Origin of the sequence: Paenibacillus glycinis, assembly GCF_009909185.1 — a bacterium.
Taxonomy (GTDB): Bacteria; Bacillota; Bacilli; order Paenibacillales; family Paenibacillaceae; genus Paenibacillus_Z; species Paenibacillus_Z glycinis.
This window is the reverse complement of record NZ_JAAAMV010000031.1, coordinates 1-22,605: the sequence shown is the minus strand read 5'-3', so window position 1 is coordinate 22,605 and position 22,605 is coordinate 1. Positions and strand designations below refer to the sequence as shown.

Below are 22,605 nucleotides of genomic sequence, written 5' to 3'. Positions count from 1 at the left end.
AAATAACCCGTTTCGCCAGCTGGTTCCCTCCCCCTTTCAGGATGCTCGCGGCCGTCTTTCGAGGCACGCAAAAAAGGCCCAAGCCGTTTGGCTTGAGCTGGAGTTCGCGAGACATCGGTAACCATCATAGGAGAGAAGGGCTATCCTCGGCAAAGAGAGCGTCAGCAAGCGAATGTAGGTCTATGGAAGCAGGAAACGCATCTGTGCGCCCGAGGACCGCAGTGCCCCAGAGCCGCGGCCGCCCGCTTGCCGCAGCTTGCAGGGTCATTTTCTGCCTTGCCCGGCCCCACCGGACGCGTCCCGTCCACGCAAATAGCAGCCCGCCCTCGAACAAATTCCCGCACGCACCGTATCCGCCCCTTCCGGAACCGGAACCGCGATGCCGAATCCCCCGCCAAGCGCCGCGGACAGGCCGGGCCGGTACGATCAGGCTGCATTCCGTGCACGCCAAAAAAAGCCGCGTTGTACGCGGCTTCCGGAATCGTGGCGGCAGAACAATACGGACCTTCGGCCGTCTCCTGCCGGCAAGGCGCGGCTTGGCAATAAAAAAATCCCCGAACGCGAAGTTCGGGGATTCATGGCCGCTTACAGTTTTACGACGTTCTCGGCTTGTTGGCCTCTGTTGCCTTGCACGATGTTGAACTCGACGCGTTGGCCTTCGTCCAACGATTTATAGCCGTCGCCGGCAATCGCGCTGAAATGCACGAATACGTCTTGGCCGCCCTCTACCTCGATAAAACCAAAGCCTTTTTCTGCATTAAACCATTTAACTGTTCCTGTTTGCATGGAAACACCTCCAAAAATTACATGAATTTTCCATATAAGAAAAATTCACATATTGCACAAGGTTGATATCAAAACATTAACCCTGTGCAAAATGTGAATTAAGGTCAAAATCTCAATGCGTTCATCATAGCACATCGCAGGCCGAACTGCAATTGTATTCGCTTTCCGAACCGAATGCGCACTACCCCTTCTTTTCCCTTGCAGGGTTTCCGCTTATTGCCGCTCGGATGTGTTACACTTGAATCGTTCGATACAGTAGAGGAGTTATTCGATGAACTTACTCGGCAGCACGAAACACCTGCGCAAGATCGTTGCGCCTTACGAGAAATCGAGCGTATGGCGGAGCGTATGGCAAATGTTCAATACCTTTGCCCCCTTATTCATCCTGTGGTACGTGGCCTACTTGAGTCTTTCCGTTTCCTATTGGCTGACGTTGCCGCTAACCGCTATCACCGCGGGATTGCTGGTTCGGGTGTTCATTATTTTCCACGATTGCTGCCACGGCTCGTTCTTCGCGAACCGCAGGGCCAACGAAATTGTCGGCACGATTGCCGGCATCTTGACCTGCTGCCCGTTAAATCAATGGCGTTACAGCCACTCCATGCATCATGCCACCAACGGCAACCTGGATCGGCGGGGAACCGGCGACATCCGGACGCTGACGGTCCAGGAATACCTGGCTTTGCCCTTCTACAAGCGGATGGGCTACCGGATCTACCGCAATCCGTTCGTCTTGTTCGGACTCGGTCCCATCTACATCTTCCTGTTCGAATACCGCTTCAATCGCAAGGACGCGAAAATCAAGGAACGCCTGAACACGTATATCGTCAATGCCGGAATCGTCGCCGCGGCGGGGCTGCTGTGCTGGGCCTTCGGCTGGCAGGCTTTCCTGCTGATCCAAGGACCGACGTTCTTGATATCGGGCATTGCCGGCTTCTGGCTGTTCTACGTGCAGCATCAGTTCGAGCATAGTTACTTCGAGAAGAACGAGAATTGGAATTACGTGGATGCGGCGCTGCAAGGAAGCTCGTTCTACAAGCTGCCGAAAGTGCTGCAATGGTTCACGGGGAACATAGGGTACCACCATATCCATCACTTGAGCCCGCGCGTGCCGAACTACTACCTGGAACGCACGCATGACGAGAACGAGATGCTCCAGAGCGACCATCCGATTACCCTGTTCACCAGCCTCCGCTCGTTTCGCTTCCGCATATGGGATGAGCACCGCAAGCAGTTAATGGGCTTCGGGTACATCAAACGCTTCAAGCTCGAGCAAAGCAAAGGCGGCGGCGCCTGATTCAAACGCGGCGCGCGTACAGGGCATATCTCATAAAGATCGATGCGGGCAGCTCGCCGAGCTGTCCGTTTTTTTGGATGACGCGCGCAACGCCGCCATATGCTGCGTCCAGATGCGCCGCCATCGGCAGCAGCGACTCGAAAATGCACGATCTCGCTTATCGCGAGCCTTCAAGAGTCCCGTTTCGCATCGTCAACGCCGAACAAGCGCGCATCGTCCCCGGAATGGCGATACGCGCTTGTTCGAATTTCACCGCTTGCTTGCGCTACCGGTACGCCGGCAGCAAATCGCCGTAAGATTCGAGCATCTCGTCCACCATCGCTTTGATCGTGTCGATGGGCAGCTCGGAGGACGTGTGCGGATCGAGCAGCGCCGCATGGTAGATATGCTCGCGCTTGCGGGTTACCGCGGCTTCGATGGTGAGCAGCTGCATGTTGATGTTCGTCCGGTTCAGCGCGGCCAGCTGCGGCGGAAGCGCGCCGAAGCGCGTCGGCGTGACGCCTTCGCCATCCACGACGCAGGATACTTCCACGCAAGCTTCCTCCGGCAGATTCGAGATCAACCCTCCGGTATTCAGCACGTTGCCCGCGATTTTGTACGGGATGTTCGTCTCCATCGCTTCCATAATATAGGAGGCATATTCATGCGTGCGCACATGCGTCACCGACGCGTTGCGGACCAGATCGTTCATCGCGCGCTCCCAATACGTTTTGCTGCTCTCGCCCCATCCCTTGTAATTCTCCGTCGGGATATTGTATTTCTCCAGCAGCTCCGGATAGGCGTTCTTGATGAAATAGGGCACGTATTCGGCGCCGTGCATGCTGGATTCGGTCACGTAATGACCGAAGGTGTTCATGATCTCGTACCGGACCATATCGTCGTGCGGCCCCGGTCTTGCCGCCGCTCTGCGCTTGATCTCCGGGTAGAGATCCTCGCCCCCGCGCGTGATGTCGAGCAGCCAAGCCTGATGATTGATGCCGGCGATCCGCCAGCGGACGTTCTCGGCGCTCATGCCGAGCCCTTCGAGCAGCTCTTTCGCGCAGACCTGCACGCTGTGGCACAGGCCGACCGCCTTGATGCCGGTTTCCCGCAAGATCGCGCCCGTCAGGATCGCCATCGGATTGGTATAGTTCAGGAACCAAGCGTCCGGGCACAGCTCCTCCATGTCGCGGGCGAACTCCAGCATGACGTCGATCGTCCGCAGCCCGCGCATCAAGCCGCCCATGCCGAGCGTATCCGCATAGGTTTGCTTCAGGCCGTATTTGCGCGGCAGCTCGTGATCTCGCCGGATGACCGGCTCGAACGCGCCGACGGAGATGGCGTTAATGACGTAATTCGCTCCCTTGAGCGCCTCGCGCCTGTCGGCGTACGCTTTGATCGTCGCTTTCCCGCCGAGGTTGGCGTTCAGGTTGATCAGCATTTTCTCCGATTCCTTCAACCGTTCCAAGTCGATGTCGTGCAGCGCGATATGCGCGTCGGCCAGCGCCGGCGTCAGCATGCAGTCCCCGAGTACGTTTTTGACGAATATGGTGCTCCCCGCACCGATGAAGGCGATTTTTGGCATGGCTTCTTCCTGCTCCTTTTTCTGTATGCTTAGATGTCGAACGATAAATGCCGCCTTGGCGCCCGAGCGGACGCCGCCCGGCCTTCCGCCGGTCTTGTCTGTCGCGCGCGGTCTTTTTGGCGCTCCCTTTTGCTCTCTTAAACGCGTTGCCTCTCGCGCCGCGCTAGCCTTTCACGCTGCCCATGACGATGCCTTCCGCGAAGTACTTCTGCAGAAACGGGTAGACGAGCAGCACCGGAATCACGGCGACGAACACTTGCGCGGCCTTCGAGGTGCGATCGGATACTTCCGACCAGTTCAGAAGGTCCTGGGCCGTCACGAGCGACAGGTCGCGGTTGACGATCACCGTCTGCAGATAGCTCTGCAAGGGGTAATGCTCTGGTCGGTTCATGAGGATCAAGCCGTCGAACCACGCGTTCCAGTGCGTCACGATGCAGAACAAGGTCAGCGTCGCGACCGCCGGCGCCGACAACGGGACGGCGATCCGCCATAGCGCCTGCCACCTGCCCGCCCCGTCGATCTGGGCGGCCTGATCGATCTCGTCCGGCAGCGATTTGAAGAAATTGAGCAGCAGGATGACATTGAAGACGGGCACCGCCCCCGGCAGGATCATGGCCCAGAACGTATCGAGGATGCCCGTCAGCTTGATGGTCATGTACCACGGAATCAGTCCGCCGCTGAACAGCATGGTCAGCACGAAATACCACGCGTAGGCATTGCGGAAACGGAATTCCCGGCTCCCCTTCGAGAGCGGATAGGCGATCAGGATCGTCAGCAGCATGTTGAGCGGCACGCCGACCGCCACCCTGCCGAGCGAGACGAGGAAGGATTTGGCGAATTCCGGCTTGTTCAGCACGAACGCGTAGGATTTCAAGTTGAATCCGACCGGCCATAGATGGACCTTGCCCGCGCCGACCGCGGCGCTCGAGCTGAACGAAATCGCCAGCACGTTGACGAGCGGCAGCAGGCAGGCGACGGCCACCGCCGTCAGGAGCACGTAGTTGAACGCGAGAAACGTCCGTCTGCTTATCGAAGTCTGTATATGCATGATCATCCCGCTTTTCCTAGAAGATGCGATAATCCGTCAGCCTGTAGGCCAGCAGGTAAGACAGGCCGACCATGACGAAGGACACGACAGATTTGAACAGCCCGACCGCCGTGGCCACGCCGTAGTTGGCGTTCTCGAGCCCGATGCGGAACACGAGCGTGTCGATGATATCGCCCGTCTTGTACACCTGCGGGCTGTACAGGTTGAATACCTGCTCGAAGCCCGCGTTCAGGATATTGCCGAGGCTGAGCACCGACATGAGCACGATCATCGGCAGCAGCGCCGGCAGCGTGACGCTGACCGTCTGCCGGAGCCTGCCCGCGCCGTCCATGGACGCGGCTTCGTACAAAGCCGGATTGATGCCGGTCAGCGCGGCCAGATAGACGATCGTGCCGTAGCCGAACTCCTTCCACGTATCGGTCAGCACGAGCGTGAACGGGAACCACCGCGAGTCGCCCAGGAAATAAACCGGGGGAATCTTGACTAATCCGAGCATGCCGTTCACGATCCCCGTCGACGGCGAGAGAATGTCGATCAGAATCCCGCTCAGGATGATCCACGAGAGGAAATGGGGAAAATAAATGATCGTCTGGATGCTCCGCCGGAACAGCCGCTGCCGCGCTTCGTTCAGGAGCAGCGCGAAGGTGACGGGCACGACGATGCCCGCGACCATTTTCATGCCGGCGATGACGAACGTATTGCGCAGCACGTCCAGCGTTCCGGGCAAGCGCAGCATATACTCGAAATTTTTCCATCCGACCCAGGGGGACATGAACATCCCCTTGGACGGAACGAGTCTCTCGAATGCCATGACGATTCCGGCCATCGGCACGTAGCTATAGATCAGCACCAGGAGAAAGCCCGGCAGGATCATCAAGTGAAAGGGCAGCTCCCGGATGGTCTTGCGTCTCATGTTTCATTCGCCTCTTCCTTGCCGGAGACGGCTTCCCCTAGCGGGAAGCCTGCCAGTCATTCACTTCTCCGGTAATCGTACTGCCGCCGAGATCGTTCCATTGGGCGACGAACTTGTCGAATTCGTCGATCGAGCCGCCCATGATGATCCGGGTGAACGTTTCCAATTGCAGCTTCTGCAGCGTCGCCTCGTTGTCCGTCATGCCCTGCGTCGGGGCGCCGAAGTAGGCATCGTCGACGAACTGGCCGTTCTTGGAATACCCGTCGAGGACGGACAGCGAGCCGCCCGGTCCGTACATCAGCGCGTTGCCCCACATCTTGTTGTCTCCGCCGCGGAAGGCCACGAGGCTGTCGTAGTAGCCCTTCTCTTCCGGATTCAGCTTGGACGGGTCGTTCGCGTTGAGCGCATCGACCACATGGAGATGGGCATCCAGGTTTTTGCGCGGCGCCTCGCCGTAGAGCAATGCGTATTCGAAGACCCCTACGCCGTTATTCGCGTTGTACACGTTCGGCTCGGCCGTCTTGCCCCAGAGCTTCTCGTAATCGAAATTCAGCAGCTTGACGGCGGCCTCCGGGTGCGCGGCGCCTTTCTTCACGACGTAGTACGTGCTGATGGCGAATGGTACCTGCGCCTTCGCCGGCTGATCGTCCGCCGACACGATCGGCAGCGGCTTCCACTCCATCGAAGGATCGGCGTTCTTGCCGTCCTGCAGCCAGCCGGCATTCCAGAAGTAGCCGTAGAACAAGCCCAGCTTGCCGCTATTCGCCGCTTCGCTCACCTTGGTCGCGTCCTTCGTGCCGTATTCCTTGTCGAGGATCCCGTTCTTGTACAGCTCCTGCAGCTTCTGCAGCGCGGCCTTCGTCTCCGGCGCGATGCTGCCGTAGGTCAGCTTGCCCGAGGCGTCCTTCACCCACGTATTGGGATACGAATGGAAGCCGTTGAAGAAGCCTTCCATGCCGGCATAGAAGCCGAAAATGTCCTTGGTGATCCCGAGTCCGTACGTATCCGCTTTCTTGTTGCCGTCCGGGTCCTGCTTGGCGAAGGCTTCGGCCGTCTTCAGGACGTCGTCCATCGTCTTCGGCTCCGGCAAGCCCAGCTTCTTCAGCCAGTCGGTCCGCACCCAGAGCACATGCGACTGTCCGAGGCCCGAGGTCATGTTCGGCAGGCCGTAAAGCTTGCCGTCGAACGTCGCGGACTTGATCGCGTTGCCGCCGTCCTGCGACAAAATGTTCTTCGTCAGCTCGGAGCCGTATTGGTCGTAGAGGGACGTCAAGTCTTCCAATCCATCGTCCTCCACGAGCCGCTTCAGCTGCGACGCGCTGACCGGGGTAATATCGGGCAGATCGTCCGAGGCGATCGCGATGTTCAGCTTCTGGTCGTACTGGGCGGTCGGCGTCGTCCACAGGTACTTCACCTTCACCCCCAGCTCGTTCTCGTATGCCTTCGACCATACGTTGTTGTCGATGGCCTCGCCGTCGACGAACTTCGTGCCCTCGGTAATGCCCCGAACGGCCGTCACTTCGATCGGCGGATCGTATTTGCCGAGCGGATCCGCCGGGGCCGCGGCGTTCGCGTCGTTGCCGGCGGCCGCCGGCGCGTTCGCATCGGGCGACGCCGCGTTCGCGTTCGGCGTTTGCGCCCCGTTATCGTTGCCGTTGCCGTCGCTGCAGGCCGCCGTCGTAAGGATCAGACCCAAACCGAGCATAAGCGCCGCTGCCTTGTTTCTCTTCATGAAGAGGACCCTCCCTGTCTGTATTTTCCCTTGCCTCGCAAGTATAGCAAACGCCTTCATCGCGCCGTTAGCGGCTCCCGTTCGCGATCGGTTGGAATATTTTCTTCCGCTGCCGCCGCGGAGAAAACGATAACCGCACCAAGCGAAGACTATTTTCCCGCTTCCGGGGGAGATCGACAGACGATCGCGTCCGCGAAGGCATCGACGCTCTACCCCGGATCGGCAAAAACCCGAGCGCGGACGGCATCGTCTGCCGCCGTCCGCGCTCGGGCCTTGATCGAAGCTCAGGAGCGTGCCGCGTGCCGCTGCCGGTATTCGCTCGGCAGCAGCCCCGTCTGCTCCTTGAACAATTTGCTGAAATACCGCTGGTCCGTGAACCCGCATTGCTCGGCGATCCAATAGACGGGATGGTTCGTGGCGAGCAGCAGCTCCTTGGCGGCGTGCAGGCTCGCCGCCTGGAGGAACTGGGTGAACGTCAGCCGCGCGATGTCGCGGAAGCTGGTGCTGAAGTAGCTCTTGCTCAGATTCACCGCTTGGCTGATCTCGCTCTGCTTCATATGAAGTCCCGGCTGCTCCTGGATGAGATCGACCGCCTTGACGATCGCCTTGATGACGTCCTCGGAATAGGCCGAGCCGCGCAGCCAAGCGGCCAATTCGGCGCGAAGCGCACGCAGCCACGCCCCGGCATCCGCTTGCCCCGGACCGGTCCACCGTTCCCAGCCGAACATCGGAAAGCTCCGCCGCCAGCGCTCCAGCGCGGCGCGCAAGAGAGAGGACGGCTCGGCGAAATCGCCGCCGTCCAGTTCGGCGACCGCATCCGCGAGCGACGCGAACTTCTCGTCGTCCATGACCCATTGCACGTTCTCCGCCAGTCGGACGACCGCCTTGCGCGCGCTGCCCGGTCTCGCTTTCGCCTGCTCCTGCGCGTGGCCGGGCAGCTCCTGCCGAACGACCCGCAGGATGCGTTCCATGGTCTGATCCAAATCGAGCTCCTCCAGCTGCGTCTTGACGATATAATCGATCGCGCCGAGCCGGAGCGCCTCCTGAATGTAATCGAAATCCTGATGGCAGGTCAGGATGACGACCTTCGGCGGCGGCTCCAGCTCCCGAGCCAGCTTGACGAGCTCCAAGCCGGACATCCCCGGCATCGTAATGTCCGTCATGAGCAGCTGCACGGGATGCGTTCGCATGAACGCCATCGCCTTCTCGCCCGTTGCCGCCTCGCCGGCGATCTCGACCCCGAATTTTTCCCACGGGAACAGCAGCCGCATTCCTTTGCGCACCAAGCTTTCGTCATCCACGATCAATGCCTGAATCAAGGTCCTCCACTCCTCTCAAGGTGTCCGGGAGCCGGATGGCGATCGTCGTCCCGATGCCGGCTCCGCTTTCCATCGTCAACCGCGCTTCATGGCCGTAGTAGACGAACAGCATTTTCTTGACGTACCGCAGCCCGATCCCGAGGCCCGATCTGCGCAGCCGCTCGTCGTCCTCCTCCAGCATGCCGAGCAGCTTCTCTTGCGGGATTCCCCTGCCGTTATCGCTGACCCGCAGCAGCAGCGACCGCCGCTCCCGGGCGATCGCCACCTCGATCTCGCCCTTGTCGTCGTCGTCGAAGCCGTGGTACAGCGCGTTTTCCACGAGAGGCTGCAGGATAAAGCGCGGAATCGGCACGTCGAGACAATCCGGATCGACCAGCAGCTTCACCTTGAAGGAATGGTCATAGCGAATGTTCTGCAGGTCGATATAGTCCCGCACGGCGTCGACTTCCTCCCGGACCGTGACGATGATGTTCTTCTTGCCGAGATTGTAATGCAGCACGCGCGTGAAGATCGCCACCATTCCCGCGATCGTCGTCTGTCCTTCCATTCGCGCCAGCCATTGGATCGTGTTCAACGTATTGTGCAGGAAATGCGGATTGATCTGAACGAGCAGCTTCTCGACCTCGAGCTGCCCCCGCCGCTTCTCCTTGTCCTCCACGTCGGTGATCAGCTCCGTGATGCGCCGGCTCATCTGATGGAAGTTGTCCAGGATGTGATTGAATTCCGCAAGTCCGGTAGCCGGCGTGCTCGCGGCGGACGGGATATGGCTGAAGCGGGTGATTTCCCGGTTGATCAGACGGATCGGCCGATAGACCATGCGCCAGATCAGCCAAGCCAAGACGATGCCGAGCACGAGCGAAAAGGAAGCGAACAAAATGAATTGCGACAGCCATTTCTTCATCACGCTATTGTAAGCGTTCTCGGGAATAAGCTCATAGAGCGTCCAGCCTTGCGTTCCGGATGCCTGAAAGCTCTGGTAGGCTTCGCCCGCGAGGGAGAACGCTTGTCCTGCCGCGATCGAGCCGTCCGGCAGATTGCTGTACGCCACCTTGCCGTCCGGCGTCGTCAGGACGTGATAGACGGGATCGTTGCCCGCGGGATCCGATTCGCCTCCCGGGGCGAACATCGCTTCCAGGCCGATGACCTTCGTCTCGATATACGCGTACAGGAAGCGTCCTTCGCCGTATTCCAGCTTCCGAAGCAGGGAGAACACGAGTTCGTCGCGATTGGATTCGTCGAGCGACGGATAAGGACCGTAATAGGTGAACAGCTTTTGTTTGAAGAAGATATGCAGGGCGTCCGGCTTGAAGCCGGCTCCGACGTCGGCGTTCGGAAACAGCATCGGCTCCTCCAGCTCCGGCGCGTAATAGAACATCGCCCCCAGATTGGGATTCGAGAAATTCACGTTCGCCGCCGACTGATTGATGTCGCGATACAGGATGGACCGGTTGTACGAATCGGTGCTGGAGATGAACGTGACGACGTCCCGTCCGATCCCGCCCTCGATATCCATCAGCTGCGACACCCTACCGAGCTCGTCGAGCTTGCGCCCCAGCTCGTCCCGCTCCTGCCTCACCTTGTCCTGCCAGTCGCCCTCGATCTTCTCGGTTTGCACCACGTATATCCAGCGGTACGAGATATAGCCCGTCAACAGGATGGGCACGATCGTCGCGACGGTCAAGATAACGGCCAATCTTCCCTTCAATGACCCGATCAACGAAAACCGGCGGATCGCTTCCATGCCTCGACTCCCCTTCGTGCCTCTGCGATCGCCGGTCTCTCTCGTCTGCCGGCCGACCGCGCGCGCAAGTTCAGCTTTATCGTAACACAAGGTTCGCTTCGCTGGCGCGATGAAAATCGGAACGCCTGCGCAAATGCAAACAGGACCCTCGGAGGAAGCCGCGTCGTCGCGGCGTTCCTCCCGGGTCCTGTCGGGCTAATCCTGTGGCGTAAGCGGACTTTCGTTAGCGACTGTCGATGTCGGACTGCCGCTAACGAATGATTCGCAGGTCGTCGCGCTCGAAGCCCCTGCTGGAAAACTTGATCGTACGCGTGACCGCCCTTGGCAGTCGGCTTCGGTTCAGTCTTCGAACATGGCCACCGGGCGCACCCAGCCGGCGCTCGCCTGCTCCACCTTCACCGGAAAACAGCTGATTTTGAAGCCGTACGGCTTCGGCAGCAGATCGAGATTCGCCAATTTCTCGATCTGGCAGTATTCCCGGTCCTTGCCGACGTAATGCGCGGCCCATAGCACGCCGTCCCTCGGCTGCGCGCGGTACGCCTCGGCCTGGAGATTGAGCGGAATATCCCAGCCCCAACCGTCCGTTCCGACGACCTTGATGCCCTGGTCGAGCAGCCAGACGGTCGCTTCGGCCGACACGCCCGCGTGCAGGAAGGCATAATGCTCCTGATACAGGCGTTTGTCCGCGTCGCTCCGGATAAGCACGATGTCATACGGCTTTAGCGAATACCCGATCCGCTCCAGCTCCGCGATCAGATCTTCCTTCGTGATCTCGTAGCCGGGCGGCTTCTTGCTGAAGTCGAGCACCACGCCGTCCGAATAAAACCATTCGAGCGGCAGCTCGTCGATCGTTCTCGCCTTCTGTCCTTCCGAGGTCGGCCAGTAATGCCAAGGCGCGTCGATATGCGTGCCCGCATGCGTGTTCAACGTGACGGTCTCGGTCGCCCAAGCCTTCCCTTCCGGAAAATCCTCCTGCTTCAAGCCCAGCGCCGCGGCCGCTTGCTTCGCCCCGTCCTCGTGACTTGCATATTCGATGCTAGCCGGCAGCGGTTCCCGGATTCGCGGACTGATCGGTACGCTCAAATCGATAAGTTTCATTCGTGTTCTCCCTCTTTTCTTCGCATTCGCACCCATCGATTATACCCGATCCTCCGGTATCCGCAATCTGCCGACCGGCCCATAAATGGTTTATACCCTCCTCCCGTATCGGATCAGCCGAGCGGATCGGGCTCCAGCGCGTTCAACCAGGAAGCAAGCGCCTTGCCGATCTCTTCCGGGGCATCCTCCTGCGGGTAGTGGCGTCCCGGAACCGCGAGCTCGGTTTGCGAAGGCCACGTTCGGCAGAAATCAACGTGCGATTGCGGCAGCAGGCCGGGCTCGGCGCGAACGAATAGTTTGGGGACGGCGCTTTGCGCCAGCCAATCGCCGTAGGCCGTCACGATGGCCGTCACGTCGGCCGGCTCCCCGTCGAAGGGAAGCTGCCGCGCCCAGCTGAGCATCGGCCGCCGGCCCTCGCCGGGCTCCGCGAACGGCCGGCGGTACTCCGCCATCTCTTCCTCCGCCAGCGTTCGCAATATACCGGCGGGCAGGTTGAATTCGATGAACGAGTTTCGCTCCAGCACCATCCGCTCGCCCTCGGACGATCGCAGCGCCTGGAAGACGTTGCGTCCCGTCTCCGGGATCTCGCTCCAGCTGCGCGGCTTGATGATGGCCTCCATGTAGACGATGCCCCGCACGGCATCCGGATGGCGTCGCGCCCAATCGAAGCCCAGCGCGGATCCCCAGTCGTGCACCACGAGGACGACGCGCCGGCGAACGCCGAGCTGCTCCAGCAGTTCATCCAGGTAGCGGCGATGTTCGTCGAACGTATATGCGTCCGGCCCGCCGTCCCGACGCTTCCGGGAGTCCCCCATGCCGATCAGATCCGGCGCGATGCAGCGTCCATGCCCGATCGCGGCGGGAAGTATATTGCGCCACAGATACGAAGACGTAGGATTCCCGTGCAGGAAGACGATCGGATCGCCGCTTCCTTCGTCGACATAGGCCATCTCCAGGTCCATCACCTGCCGCCGTTTCTTCTCATACGGAAAATCTGCTTGATTCATCGCTCATCTCACCTTTCGCGTTTGGTTTACCCTGACATTGCATTGCGAATAAAGTATACTAGTCAACCATAATTTCATTATATGCCATATCGTTTACAAGTCAACTATTAATTTAGGCAAAGGCATGACTTTCTCGAACGAACGCCTGGTTCGCAGTCCGGATAGAAAATACGAAAACAGCTGATTTAGGGATCAGCTGCTGTCGCAACGTTAATAACGTGCTTATTTCATTTCAGACAAGATCGACGGCGCCCCTAGATTTGCTCATTTCGGCATTTCGGGCTGTCAACGCCGTTACGGCTCTTTCTTGTTCTGCAATTGGTGCAGATAGTCGTCCAAGTTATCCAGCCGGTCTTCCATCATGTGGCGGAAGGAATGCAGCCAATTATCCAAGGCTAGGAAGGGCTCCGGCCGAAGCCGGTAGAACCGGCGATTGGCATCGATCCGCGCCTCCACGATCCCGCTCTCTCTAAGCACCTTCAAATGCTTCGACGTTTTCGGTTGGGACAGTTCCAGCCGTTCGGCGATCTCTCCTACGGTAAGAGGGCCGTCGCGCAATAATTGAACGATATTTATTCGATTGGGTTCGGCTAAAGCACTCAGCGCCATTATGTCCATGCCGGACTTAAACATGACCTGCCGCTCACCTCTGTTTTTGGCTTTTTTGCGCAATCACGTCCTTTGCTCGAGGTCGATTTCATGCTGTGGATTAAATATACCTCGTACGGAATATTCCAGTCAAGGAATATTCAAACTCCACAATGTCGGCTTCGGCCAAATCAAATCCGCTTGGCGGTCATTTATCGTCGGAACGAGACGTGCCGGGTTCGCTGAATGGCGTCAAGGCCGCGGTCAGAAGCCCGATCAAGCCGATCGCGAAGCCATAGCCTCGGCCTTCGTCGAATGCCGCTGCCGAGACGATGCCCAATAGCGTGATATGAATGCCGAACAGTTGGATCTGGAGCACGCTAGGCCGGAAAAAATCCACGAACCTTCCCGCGTGCAACGCGATTGCGATTAATCCGATCAGAACGGTCAGCAGGATCAGCCCTAATTCGGCCATCCGGATCACCTCCATCTTCGCTTGGGGCTTGCGGTCATTTCTTATCGCGGCCCTTAACTTAATATTCGCATGCCGTCATTTTTTTCCTGCCCTGCCAACGCCATCCGGCCGATCCCGTCTGCCGCTTCAAGGTCAATATCCCAAAATCAGGAATAAACGCCTCCGAACAAGCGCATCCTAAGCATCATTCTATCCCGAGTAAGCAGGTGAGCATCATGAGCGGAACCACGGTCAACGGCGAATCGGACGCAATCGTCGCGCGCCTCGAAGACAACGTAAACCGGCTTAAGCGCGAGAGCGGCGGCAGCAGCGACATCAAGATCCGGGAATTGCAAATCGGTTTGCCGGGGAAAAAGCAGGTCCATGCCGCCATCGTTTCGATGGAGGGCCTCTCCGATACGCATGACCTGGTCCGCTCCCTGCTGGAATACGGCAAGACGGCGGCCCGTGAAACCGCCGACGGCGAATTTTCGCTGCCGGATTATTTGATGCAATTCGTCATCGCGGATAGCAACGTATGGAAAGTATCCGATTTCGTGGAATTGTACGATCATCTCTTCGCCGGGAACGGCATTTTGCTGCTCGAAGGCGAAACGGTCGCGCTGTGCGTCTCGACCCAGAAAATCAATGCGCGCCAAGTCGAAGAGCCCAACGTGCAATCCGTCGTTCGCGGACCCCGGGAGGGGTTCACCGAGGTGCTGAGCTGGAACATGTCCATGCTCCGCCGCAAAATCAGGGATCGCCGATTGTGGGCGGAGCCGCGCAAGATCGGACGCGTGACGCAGACGAACGTTCTGATCGTGTATTTGGACGGAATCGTGTCCATGGAGGTGCTCGAGGAGCTCAGACGCAGGCTGGACAAGATCGACATCGACGGGATACTGGAGAGCAACTACATCGAGGAGTCGATTCAGGACAGCCAATTCTCGATCTTCCCGACGGTCAGCAACTCGGAGCGTCCGGATGTCATCGCCGCCCAGCTGCTCGAGGGCCGGGTCGCCATCTTGGTGGACGGCACGCCGTTCGCGCTAGTCGTGCCCGCGCTGTTCGCGCAGATGTTCCAATCCCCGGAGGATTACTACCAGCGCTCGATGTTCTCCAGCTTGATCCGAATGATCCGCATGCTCTCCTTTATCCTGGCGGTATTCACCCCGTCCTTGTATATCGCCGTCACGACGTATCATCAGGAGCTGCTGCCGACGATCCTGCTCTACAACCTCGCCAGCCAGCGTGAAGGCGTGCCGTTCCCGGCCTTCGTGGAAGCGCTGATCATGGAGGTGACGTTCGAGATTCTGCGCGAGGCCAGCGTGCGCATGCCGCGTACGATCGGCCAATCCATCTCCATCGTGGGCACGCTCGTCATCGGCCAGGCGTCGGTCGAAGCCGGGCTCGTCACCGCCGCCATGGTCATCGTCGTGTCGATCACGGCGATCGCGAATTTCGTCATGCCGGCCTTCAATATCGGCATCGCCGCGCGGATGATCCGGTTCGTGTTCATGATGATCGCCGCGTCCTTCGGGTTGTTCGGGCTGTTTCTCGGCATGATCGTGCTCGTGCTGCGCTTGTGCGCCCTTCGTTCCTTCGGCGTACCTTACATGTCGCCGCTTGCGCCGTTCATCCAATCCGACCAGAAGGACACGCTGTGGCGCATGCCCATCCCCTTCATGAAGAAGCGCCCGGAGAACGTAGCCAAGCGGAACGTCATCCGCCAGAAATAAAGTCCGCGCCATAAGGAGGAACGAACGATGCGCCTTCGGAGGGTCCTTCCCGTTATGTTGTCGATGATCCTGCTCGTTCCCCTGGCCGGATGCTGGGACCGTCAAGAATTGAACGAGATGTCCATCGTCGCCGGCCTCGGCATCGATCGGGTCGGCGATGCTTATCATATATCCGTACAGATCGTCAATCCGGCGGAGGTATCTCCCAAAAGCAGCTACGGCTCCAAGCTGGCGCCGGTCGTGACGCTGGAGCAGGACGGGAAAACGCTGCCCGACGCACTCGGGCGCTTGACCGTGCTTACGCCGCGGCGGCTGCAATTCTCCCATCTGCGCATGGTCGTGTTCGGAGAGAGTACCGCGCGCGAAGGACTGCGCAAGCCGCTCGATTATTTGTCCCGCTACGCCGAGATGCGCAACGACTTCTTCCTGGTCGTGGCGAAGAACCGCCGGGCGTCGGACATCCTGAAGATGTACAGCTCGATGGACCCGATTCCGGCCAACAATCTGTTCACCAAGCTCCGGAACTCCGACGAGCAGTGGGCCGCGACCAGCAAGATGACGCTCAACGAGCTGCTGATCGCCACCGAAACGGAAGGCATGAGCGCCTTCATGACCGGCATCGAGATCGTCGGCGATCCCGGCAACGCCAACGAGAAGAACCATCAGGAGATTTCCCCGTCCAGCAATTTGGAATACTCGGGAACCGCCATCTTCAAGAGGGACCGCATGGTCGGCTGGCTGGACGAGAACGGGACGAAAGCGCTCAATTACGTGCACGATTCGATCAAATGGACCGTGGGCTATCTGGGTTGCCCGGACAAAGGGCGCGCCTCGGTGGAGCTGTTCAACATCCATTCCAAAATCAAGATCCGCGGCAAAAGCAAAGGCGACCTGGCCGTCCATGTCTACCTCACGATGGAACAGGATATCTCCGACGTCGAATGCGACTTGGACATGATGAACGAAGCGACGATGAAATGGTTTGACCGGCAGACGGACGCGAAGGTCCGCCGGATCGTCCAAAACACGGTCGCGAATACCAAGAAAAATCTGCGGATCGACGTCTTCGGGTTCGGGCAGCAGGTGCATCGCCAGCATCCGAAGATCTGGCATCGAATCAAGGATTGGAACGCGACGTACCTGGACGTTCCCGTTCATGTCCATGTCCGCACCAATACGAGACGGATCGGAACGACCCAGCAGCCCGTAACCCGCCAAACCGAGAAAGGAGAGTAAGCCGATGGTTTCCGCTTTAATGGTGCTTCTTGTCATCGCTTTGATCAGCTGGTTCGAGCTTCGTCCGTTGAAAGGGAAACGGCGAGGAAAGGACATCTCGGTCTACTTCCTGCTCATGACGGCGGGCGCGGTCCTGTTCACCTTGGAATTGACGCAGGTCGACTTGCCGAATCCGCTGAAAATGACGATGTCGCTATTCGATCCGCTGAGCAAGGCGATTTTCGCCATGCTCAGCTGAGCCAAGGAGTGGATGAGCTTGGATACGAACAAACCCCGAATCAGCATCCGGTCGTTTACCCTCATCGTCATCTTCGTGACGATCGGCACGTCGATCCTGATCGCGCCGAGCGGGCTGGCCGCCGCAGCCAAGCAGGATGCGTGGATCGCCGGCATCGTCGGCACCGTCGTCAACGTGCTGCTCGTCATGTTGTATGCCGCGCTGGCCGAGAAATTTCCGGACCAGCATCTGGCCCAATACGCCGATTCGCTGCTCGGCAAATGGGCCGGCGCGCTGATCACGCTGATTTTTACGCTGTATTGCTTTTTCCTGGGCTCGCTCATGATCGGTTCAATGGGCTTCTTCATGACGACGCAGCTGCTGCAGGATACGCCGGTCGAAGCGCTGATGGTGCTGTTCGCCCTCGTCGTGGTCATCGCCTTGAAGTCGGGCTGCACGGTGTATGCCAACGCGGTCGAGATCTTCTACCCGTGGACGGCCGTCCTGATGCTCCTGCTCCTCGTCTGCTTGCTGCCGATCCTGGATCCGTCCAGGCTGCTCCCGGTATTCGAGTTCGGCGCCAAGCCGATATTGAAGGGCGCCTACTCGTTCTATTCCTTGCAAAACTCGGTGCTGCTGATGACGCTCTACCCGTATGTCGCGAAGGGAAAAGGCCGGCGGCGGGCGCTTATCGGGGGCACGCTGGCGGGCAATTTCGTGCTCGTCCTGATGACGCTGCTCTGCGTGATGATGCTGGGCGCAGAACAGACCGGAAACAACGTATATCCCACCTACCTGCTGGCGAAAAACGTCTCCATCGGCGGTTTTCTCGAGCGGCTCGAGGGCGTGCTGATCTTCATCTGGCTGTTTTCCATCTTCGTTCGCATCCTGATCTCCTTCCAAGCGGCGATCGTCTGCGTCTCGCATGTCCTGCGCCTGCAGGACGAGAAAATTCTGATCTGGCCGATCATGCTGGGCGGAATCGTCTTGGGGTTGATGTGCTACTCCAACATGGTCGTCGTGCAGAAAAGCATCGCCCAATCCTGGTCGACCATGTCGCTTATCCCGCTCGTGCTTATCCCGCTGCTGCTTTATCTTACGGCAGCGATCCGCAAAAAGCCGCAAGGACCGCTCGGGGGTTGAGGCCCGGGCACGGTTGCTGCGGCTTCTTCGGATATCCGATGTTGAGTAATGGCGATCGTTCGCGATCGGCATCGCTGCAGGCACCGAGCGATCTCGGAGTTGTCAGCTGAGCGATCTCGTTTTCTCTGTGCTTGCCAGTCGCTGCATTTTCATGCCGATCATCCGGTTGCTCGGCGTCGGCAAGCCGATTGATCGGCGCTTGTCAGCTGAACGATCTCGGCGCCTACAGCAGCTTCGCCAACGCTTCCTCCAGCGCGATCGTGCCTCGAACGATCTCGGTGCCTCGGTATTCGAAGTCGATCCAGCCTGCATTGAAGCCGTCCAGCATCGCCAGTCTGCCGTTCACCCGATCCGCCGGCCCGCCTTGCCGAATAAACGCATCCGCCCAGTCCGCGCGCGGAACGGAGATCGCCTCCGCCGGGCGGCCGATCAGCTTGGCGAGGACCGCGGCGATATCGGCCGGCGAGTAAGATTCGGGCCCGAGCAATTCCAGGCAACGGGTGCCGGACCAGGTTTGCTGAAGCGCATCCGCCGCGATTGCCCCGACATCCGCCGTCGAGATCATCGGGATCTTGCGGTCGAGCGGCGAGAGAAAATGCGGAACACGGCCATCGGCGCGCGCCGGCTCGATATCCCAAAGCGCGTTCTCCATGAACCACGCGGCGCGCAGAAACACCGAAGGAATGGCCAGCCGGCCCAGTTCCGTTTCAAGGATGTGCAGCGACTCGATGATGCCGAGACCTTCGCTTCGATGCGCGCCGACGGAGGATAAAGCCGCGAACTTCGGCACCGCCGCCTTTTCAAGCGCCGTTCCGACCGCCTTGACGAATGCCCGCGCTTCCGGAAATCCGTCCTTCGGGTAGAAGGTCGGCGGAATCATGACGAAGACCCCTTCCGCACCGGCGAAAGCCGCTTCGAGCGCGGCGGAATCGAGATAATCCGCGATGGCCGCTTCAGCCCCCAGCGCTCTCCATGCCTCGGCTTTCCGTTCGTCGCGCACGATCGCCCTGACCGCCTTGCCCGCCGCCAACAGCTTTTTGGCCGCCGCGCCGCCTACTTGCCCCGTAACGCCCATGATTGCATACATCCATAACCGCCTCCTTCGTAGATTCGGTTATTAGCTTAACATGATGCGTTACATGTTACAAGTTACTTTTTATTAATTTTGTAATTTGTTATTGGTAAAAGACAAATACCCGCTGCCTTGACGTTCCGGTTTCGGAGCAAGGCAGCGGTATTTGGGCACGTTATTAGCAAGGAGCGAGCGATTCGGGGTTGCGGGAAGTGAGAAACGCGAGCGACGTCGTGAACGCGAGTTACGTCAAGAACGCGAGTTACGTCAGTCTCGCGGATGACTTCAGGAAAGCGGGTTACGCCTGTCTCGCTGATCCGTGATCGGCTCAGACGCGAGATCGGCGTCAGGCCCGTGAACGACGTCAGGTCCGCGAGGCGAGTCCGTTCAACACCAGCTTCCAAATCGCCTCGAACCTGGCGTCGGAATCCGGAAGCTCCCACTCCGCCGCATGGGCGGCGTGATGAAACCGCGTCGTCGCCATGAGGATGGCCATCGCCGACTGGCCGGCATCCTCGCATGCAAAAGCTCCGACCGCCATTCCGGACTCGATGATGGATGTCAGCTGCAACATGAGATGTTGAAGATGCTCCTCGAGCGCTCCTTCCGTCTCCGCGACCAATGCCGCGTACATGGCAAACAATTCCGGGTCCTTGCGGGCGCGTTCGCGCTTGAAGGCGCGCAGCGTCTGCAGCCAGCGGTACAATCGCCGCTCCGGCGCGTCTTCCTCCCTGACCGAGGCTTCGAGCGGCGCGAGCGATCCGAGCAGCCACCTTTCCACGACCGCTTTGCGCAGCGCGGCCTTGCCGTCGAAATGCCGGTATAAAGCGGCATGGCTGACGCCGAGCGCGCGGCCGATATCGGACATATTCGTTTTGGCGAGTCCGAATTTACGCAGCACGCTCTCGGCGGCGTCAAGGATACTATCTTTGGTAAGCGTTTCTTCGGCCATCGGACGGCGCCTCCTCTCTGGATTCGATTTCGCTTGCGGCGACGCATGACAAATTACAAGCATTGTAACAGCCGTTCAGCGCTCAGTCAAACGCATGCCCTGCAATCCGGTATCGCCGAAGCGGCGTAAGCAACAAACAACCTTCGCCGTCACGTCGGACAACGAAGGTTGAACATGATTCATGAATTGATGTAGCGCAAAGCCTGCAGCATTCTCGTCAACAGGACGGCGCTTTGCGCCCGGGTGGCTTGCGCCCGCGGATCGAACGAAGCGGCCGTCGCGCCTTGAATGATTCCGGCGCCGACGAGGCTTGCCGCCGCGTCCGCGGCCCACTCCGCGATGTCCCCGCCGTCCGCGAACGGTTCGAGCGCGGCGGCGCTGCGAGCCGGCGATTGCCCGGCGAAAACCATCGCCCGCGCGATCATAACGGCCATCTGCTCCCGGGTGATGCCGGCATTCGGCCGGAAGTCTCCGTCCCCGTAACCGTCGATCAAGCCGGCATGACGCGCCGCGCCGACCGCTCCCGCGTACCAATCGTCCGCGTCGACGTCCGCGAACGCCTTCGCGTCGATCGCCTCGGACAGCCCCAATGCGCGTACGAGCAGCGCCGCGAACTCGGCGCGGGTAATCGCCTCGTTCGGCTTGAAGCCGCCATTCGGCGATCCTTCTACTATGCGCTTGTTCGCCAACAGTTCGATTTCCTTTTGCGCCCAGTGGCCTTGCGTGTCCGCGAAGGCATGGGCGGAGTGGATGACCGCGTAGATGCTGCTGCCCGCTCCCGCAGTGATCGCGACCGTCCGCGATCCGTCGCCGGAGAAGACGGAAGGCGCGAAATGCAGGCCGCCTTTTGCGTCGATCCAGACCGCCGTCGCTTCGGACGGCTCGGCGTCCGTCGGCAAGAGAAGCGTGCGCACCGGGTAGCCGCCGTTCCGATCGTCGATCGCCTGACCGTCGATGTTCAAACCGTGTGCGATCGGATGCGGCAGCAGGAGGGACGCGCCTTCTTGCTTGGCCGCTTTCTGCAAAGCCGCATCGGCGTCGCCGAAAGCCGGCGCGATCGTCACGTTGAGCATAGCTCCTTCAGCAAGTTGTCCGATATCGGCTAACGGTATTCGCATGCCGTTTCCGTTGACGATAACCTGCAACTGCGCGTCCGGCCGTCCCTCTATCGCGAGCAGGAGCGACGCTGCCGGCATGCTCACCACGACCGCCTGGCCGGGCGCGTCGACGGCCACGACGCCCGTCTGCTGATCCCGGGCGAATGCTTCGGCTGCTTGCTCCGGCGAAAGGATGAACTTGAACACGGTCTGACCGTCGGCGGATATTTCCTTCATGCCTCTCACCGGCGTGCGGATGCCGTTGATCGTGATTTCCGCCGCGCCGAACGGATCAGGGTCCGCACTGCCCGAATAATCGATCGGTCCCGTGGAAGGACTGGCGATGTTGGTAACGACAAGCTCTTTCACCGCCTCGTTTCCGGCCGAGTCCTGCGCGTACACGGTATAATCGCCGTTGGCGACGACGGTGAATTGCCGCGCGGTCAAAATATCGGCGCCGGGATCAACCGCGAAATCAGCGACGGCATGACGGCCCGGCAGCCACGCGAGCTTGACGAGCGCGTTGCCCGCCGAAGCGCCGAAGACGCTTGCCGCTGCCGTGACTTCCGTCGTCCTGCCGCCGGCTCCGGCGGTCAAGCTCAGCGCCGGCGGCACCGACACTACGCGCAGACCGTCCGCGTTCGGCGCCCGAAACGCAAGCGGAGCGGCCGATCCATCGGCCCGAACAATGCCCGCGCCGGCCGGAAGATCGAGCTGCGGGGCAATCTCGATGCCATCCGCATCCGCGAATCCTTCCGGAACCTCGTATTCGAAGGTCAGCTCGGTCAACGGCGTTCCGCGAGCGCCCGTGTAAACGGCGTAGACCGTCTGTTCGGCGTCAACCGTGCCGATCTTGAACGGAATGGCCGGCGTCCCGCTCACCGTGACCTCGTACGCGTACGATACGCTGAATCGAAGGGCGTCCCGGATGCCGTACAGTCCATCGGCTGGCTCCGCGAGCACCAGATTCACCCAAGCGGATTCAAAGCGGATTAAAGCATCGTTTAGCATGACGGTTGCCGCATCTAACTGCGATTGCGTCTGTTGCGTCGCAGTATCGGCGATCGCTTGCGCGGCATCAATTGCCGCCTGCAATGCCGAGCATGAGGCCACAGACGCCTCGCCGACGTTGTCGCCGGCCGGATGTTCGGTCAGCTCTTGCTTCGCTTTCGCCAAAGCCGCGGACAAATTCCCGCCGTCTCCCGCCACGACGATCGCATCCTCGAACGTCTCTACGGCCGCTTGCAATGCGGTCACGGCCGCATCCAGTTGCGACTGCGTCTGTTGCGTCGCATCGTCGGCGATCGCTTGCGCGGCATCAATCGCCGCCTGCAATGCCGACCGCGCGGCCGAAGACGCCTCTCCGACATTCGTGCCCGCCGGATGGTCGGTCAGCCCTTGCTTCGCATTCGTCAAAGCAGCAACCAAGTTCCTACCGTCTCCCGCCACGACGATCGCATCCTCGAACGTCTCCACCGCCGACTGCAAAGCGGTCACCGCCGCATCCAGCTGCACCTGCGTCTGATGCGTCGCATCGTCGGCGATCGCTTGCGCGGCATCAATCGCCGCCTGCAATGCCGACCGCGCGGCCGAAGACGCCTC

The 22,605-nt window shown here is 59.9% G+C and carries 19 protein-coding genes; 5 read left to right on the top strand and 14 right to left on the bottom strand.

From position 1 onward, the window contains the following. Positions 1-585 precede the first annotated feature (585 nt). Positions 586-786 (bottom strand): cold-shock protein CspD, encoded by a 201-nt coding sequence (gene cspD / locus GT019_RS28110; protein ID WP_161746776.1) that lies wholly within the window; start codon positions 784-786, stop codon positions 586-588. Positions 787-1,057: 271 nt separating this feature from the next. On the opposite strand from cspD, the gene GT019_RS28105 reads away from it, so the two are divergent. Continuing rightward, positions 1,058-2,083, top strand: coding sequence for a fatty acid desaturase (locus GT019_RS28105; protein WP_161746775.1), 1,026 nt, complete (start codon positions 1,058-1,060; stop codon positions 2,081-2,083). A 265-nt stretch (positions 2,084-2,348) separates the two neighbouring features. Here the strand turns inward: GT019_RS28105 and melA are convergent, their stop codons facing one another. From melA to GT019_RS28055, 10 genes are all read right to left on the bottom strand, one after another. Continuing rightward, entirely contained in the window at positions 2,349-3,647 is a 1,299-nt protein-coding gene (gene melA, locus GT019_RS28100) for an alpha-glucosidase/alpha-galactosidase (protein WP_161746774.1), read from the bottom strand. 163 nt (positions 3,648-3,810) lie between these two features. Further along, complete coding sequence (locus GT019_RS28095; RefSeq protein WP_161746836.1) at positions 3,811-4,695, bottom strand: carbohydrate ABC transporter permease; 885 nt, start codon at positions 4,693-4,695, stop codon at positions 3,811-3,813. A gap of 16 nt (positions 4,696-4,711) precedes the next feature. Then, positions 4,712-5,608, bottom strand: coding sequence for an ABC transporter permease (locus GT019_RS28090; RefSeq protein ID WP_161746773.1), 897 nt, complete (start codon positions 5,606-5,608; stop codon positions 4,712-4,714). Between the two features lie 37 nt (positions 5,609-5,645). After that, positions 5,646-7,340, bottom strand: a complete 1,695-nt coding sequence (locus tag GT019_RS28085; RefSeq protein WP_161746772.1) for an extracellular solute-binding protein — start codon at positions 7,338-7,340, stop codon at positions 5,646-5,648. Positions 7,341-7,624: 284 nt separating this feature from the next. Beyond that, positions 7,625-8,659, bottom strand: a complete 1,035-nt coding sequence (locus tag GT019_RS28080) for a response regulator (protein WP_161746771.1) — start codon at positions 8,657-8,659, stop codon at positions 7,625-7,627. Next, positions 8,634-10,400, bottom strand: a complete 1,767-nt coding sequence (locus GT019_RS28075) for a sensor histidine kinase (protein WP_161746770.1) — start codon at positions 10,398-10,400, stop codon at positions 8,634-8,636. Before GT019_RS28075 ends, GT019_RS28080 begins: the two co-directional genes overlap by 26 nt. Positions 10,401-10,739: 339 nt before the next feature. Beyond that, positions 10,740-11,498 (bottom strand): cyclase family protein, encoded by a 759-nt coding sequence (locus GT019_RS28070; protein ID WP_161746769.1) that lies wholly within the window; start codon positions 11,496-11,498, stop codon positions 10,740-10,742. Positions 11,499-11,611: 113 nt separating this feature from the next. After that, positions 11,612-12,505 carry a haloalkane dehalogenase gene (locus tag GT019_RS28065; RefSeq protein ID WP_161746768.1) on the bottom strand — a complete coding sequence of 298 codons (894 nt, stop codon included), beginning with the start codon at positions 12,503-12,505 and terminating at the stop codon, positions 11,612-11,614. Positions 12,506-12,799: 294 nt separating this feature from the next. Then, positions 12,800-13,138, bottom strand: a complete 339-nt coding sequence (locus tag GT019_RS28060) for an ArsR/SmtB family transcription factor (RefSeq protein ID WP_161746767.1) — start codon at positions 13,136-13,138, stop codon at positions 12,800-12,802. Positions 13,139-13,301: 163 nt separating this feature from the next. Continuing rightward, positions 13,302-13,568 (bottom strand): hypothetical protein, encoded by a 267-nt coding sequence (locus GT019_RS28055; RefSeq protein WP_161746766.1) that lies wholly within the window; start codon positions 13,566-13,568, stop codon positions 13,302-13,304. Positions 13,569-13,783: 215 nt separating this feature from the next. Between GT019_RS28055 and GT019_RS28050 the strand changes: the two genes are divergently transcribed. From GT019_RS28050 to GT019_RS28035, 4 genes are read left to right on the top strand one after another with little or no spacing between them, the layout of a single operon-like run. After that, entirely contained in the window at positions 13,784-15,286 is a 1,503-nt protein-coding gene (locus tag GT019_RS28050) for a spore germination protein (protein WP_161746765.1), read from the top strand. A gap of 54 nt (positions 15,287-15,340) precedes the next feature. Beyond that, the gene (locus GT019_RS28045) at positions 15,341-16,522 is read left to right on the top strand and encodes a Ger(x)C family spore germination protein (RefSeq protein ID WP_161746764.1); all 1,182 of its coding nucleotides are present in this window, start codon (positions 15,341-15,343) and stop codon (positions 16,520-16,522) included. A 4-nt stretch (positions 16,523-16,526) separates the two neighbouring features. Then, the gene (locus tag GT019_RS28040) at positions 16,527-16,760 is read left to right on the top strand and encodes a hypothetical protein (RefSeq protein ID WP_161746763.1); all 234 of its coding nucleotides are present in this window, start codon (positions 16,527-16,529) and stop codon (positions 16,758-16,760) included. 18 nt (positions 16,761-16,778) lie between these two features. Beyond that, positions 16,779-17,882 (top strand): GerAB/ArcD/ProY family transporter, encoded by a 1,104-nt coding sequence (locus tag GT019_RS28035; RefSeq protein ID WP_161746762.1) that lies wholly within the window; start codon positions 16,779-16,781, stop codon positions 17,880-17,882. Positions 17,883-18,105: 223 nt separating this feature from the next. On the opposite strand, the gene GT019_RS28030 is transcribed toward GT019_RS28035, so the two are convergent. The 3 genes from GT019_RS28030 to GT019_RS28020 all read right to left on the bottom strand — a co-directional run. After that, complete coding sequence (locus tag GT019_RS28030) at positions 18,106-18,969, bottom strand: NmrA family NAD(P)-binding protein (protein WP_161746761.1); 864 nt, start codon at positions 18,967-18,969, stop codon at positions 18,106-18,108. Positions 18,970-19,318: 349 nt separating this feature from the next. After that, positions 19,319-19,906, bottom strand: coding sequence for a TetR family transcriptional regulator (locus GT019_RS28025; protein ID WP_161746760.1), 588 nt, complete (start codon positions 19,904-19,906; stop codon positions 19,319-19,321). A gap of 179 nt (positions 19,907-20,085) precedes the next feature. Next, a partial coding sequence (locus GT019_RS28020) for an S-layer homology domain-containing protein (protein WP_161746759.1) occupies positions 20,086-22,605 on the bottom strand: 2,520 nt, incomplete at its 5' end.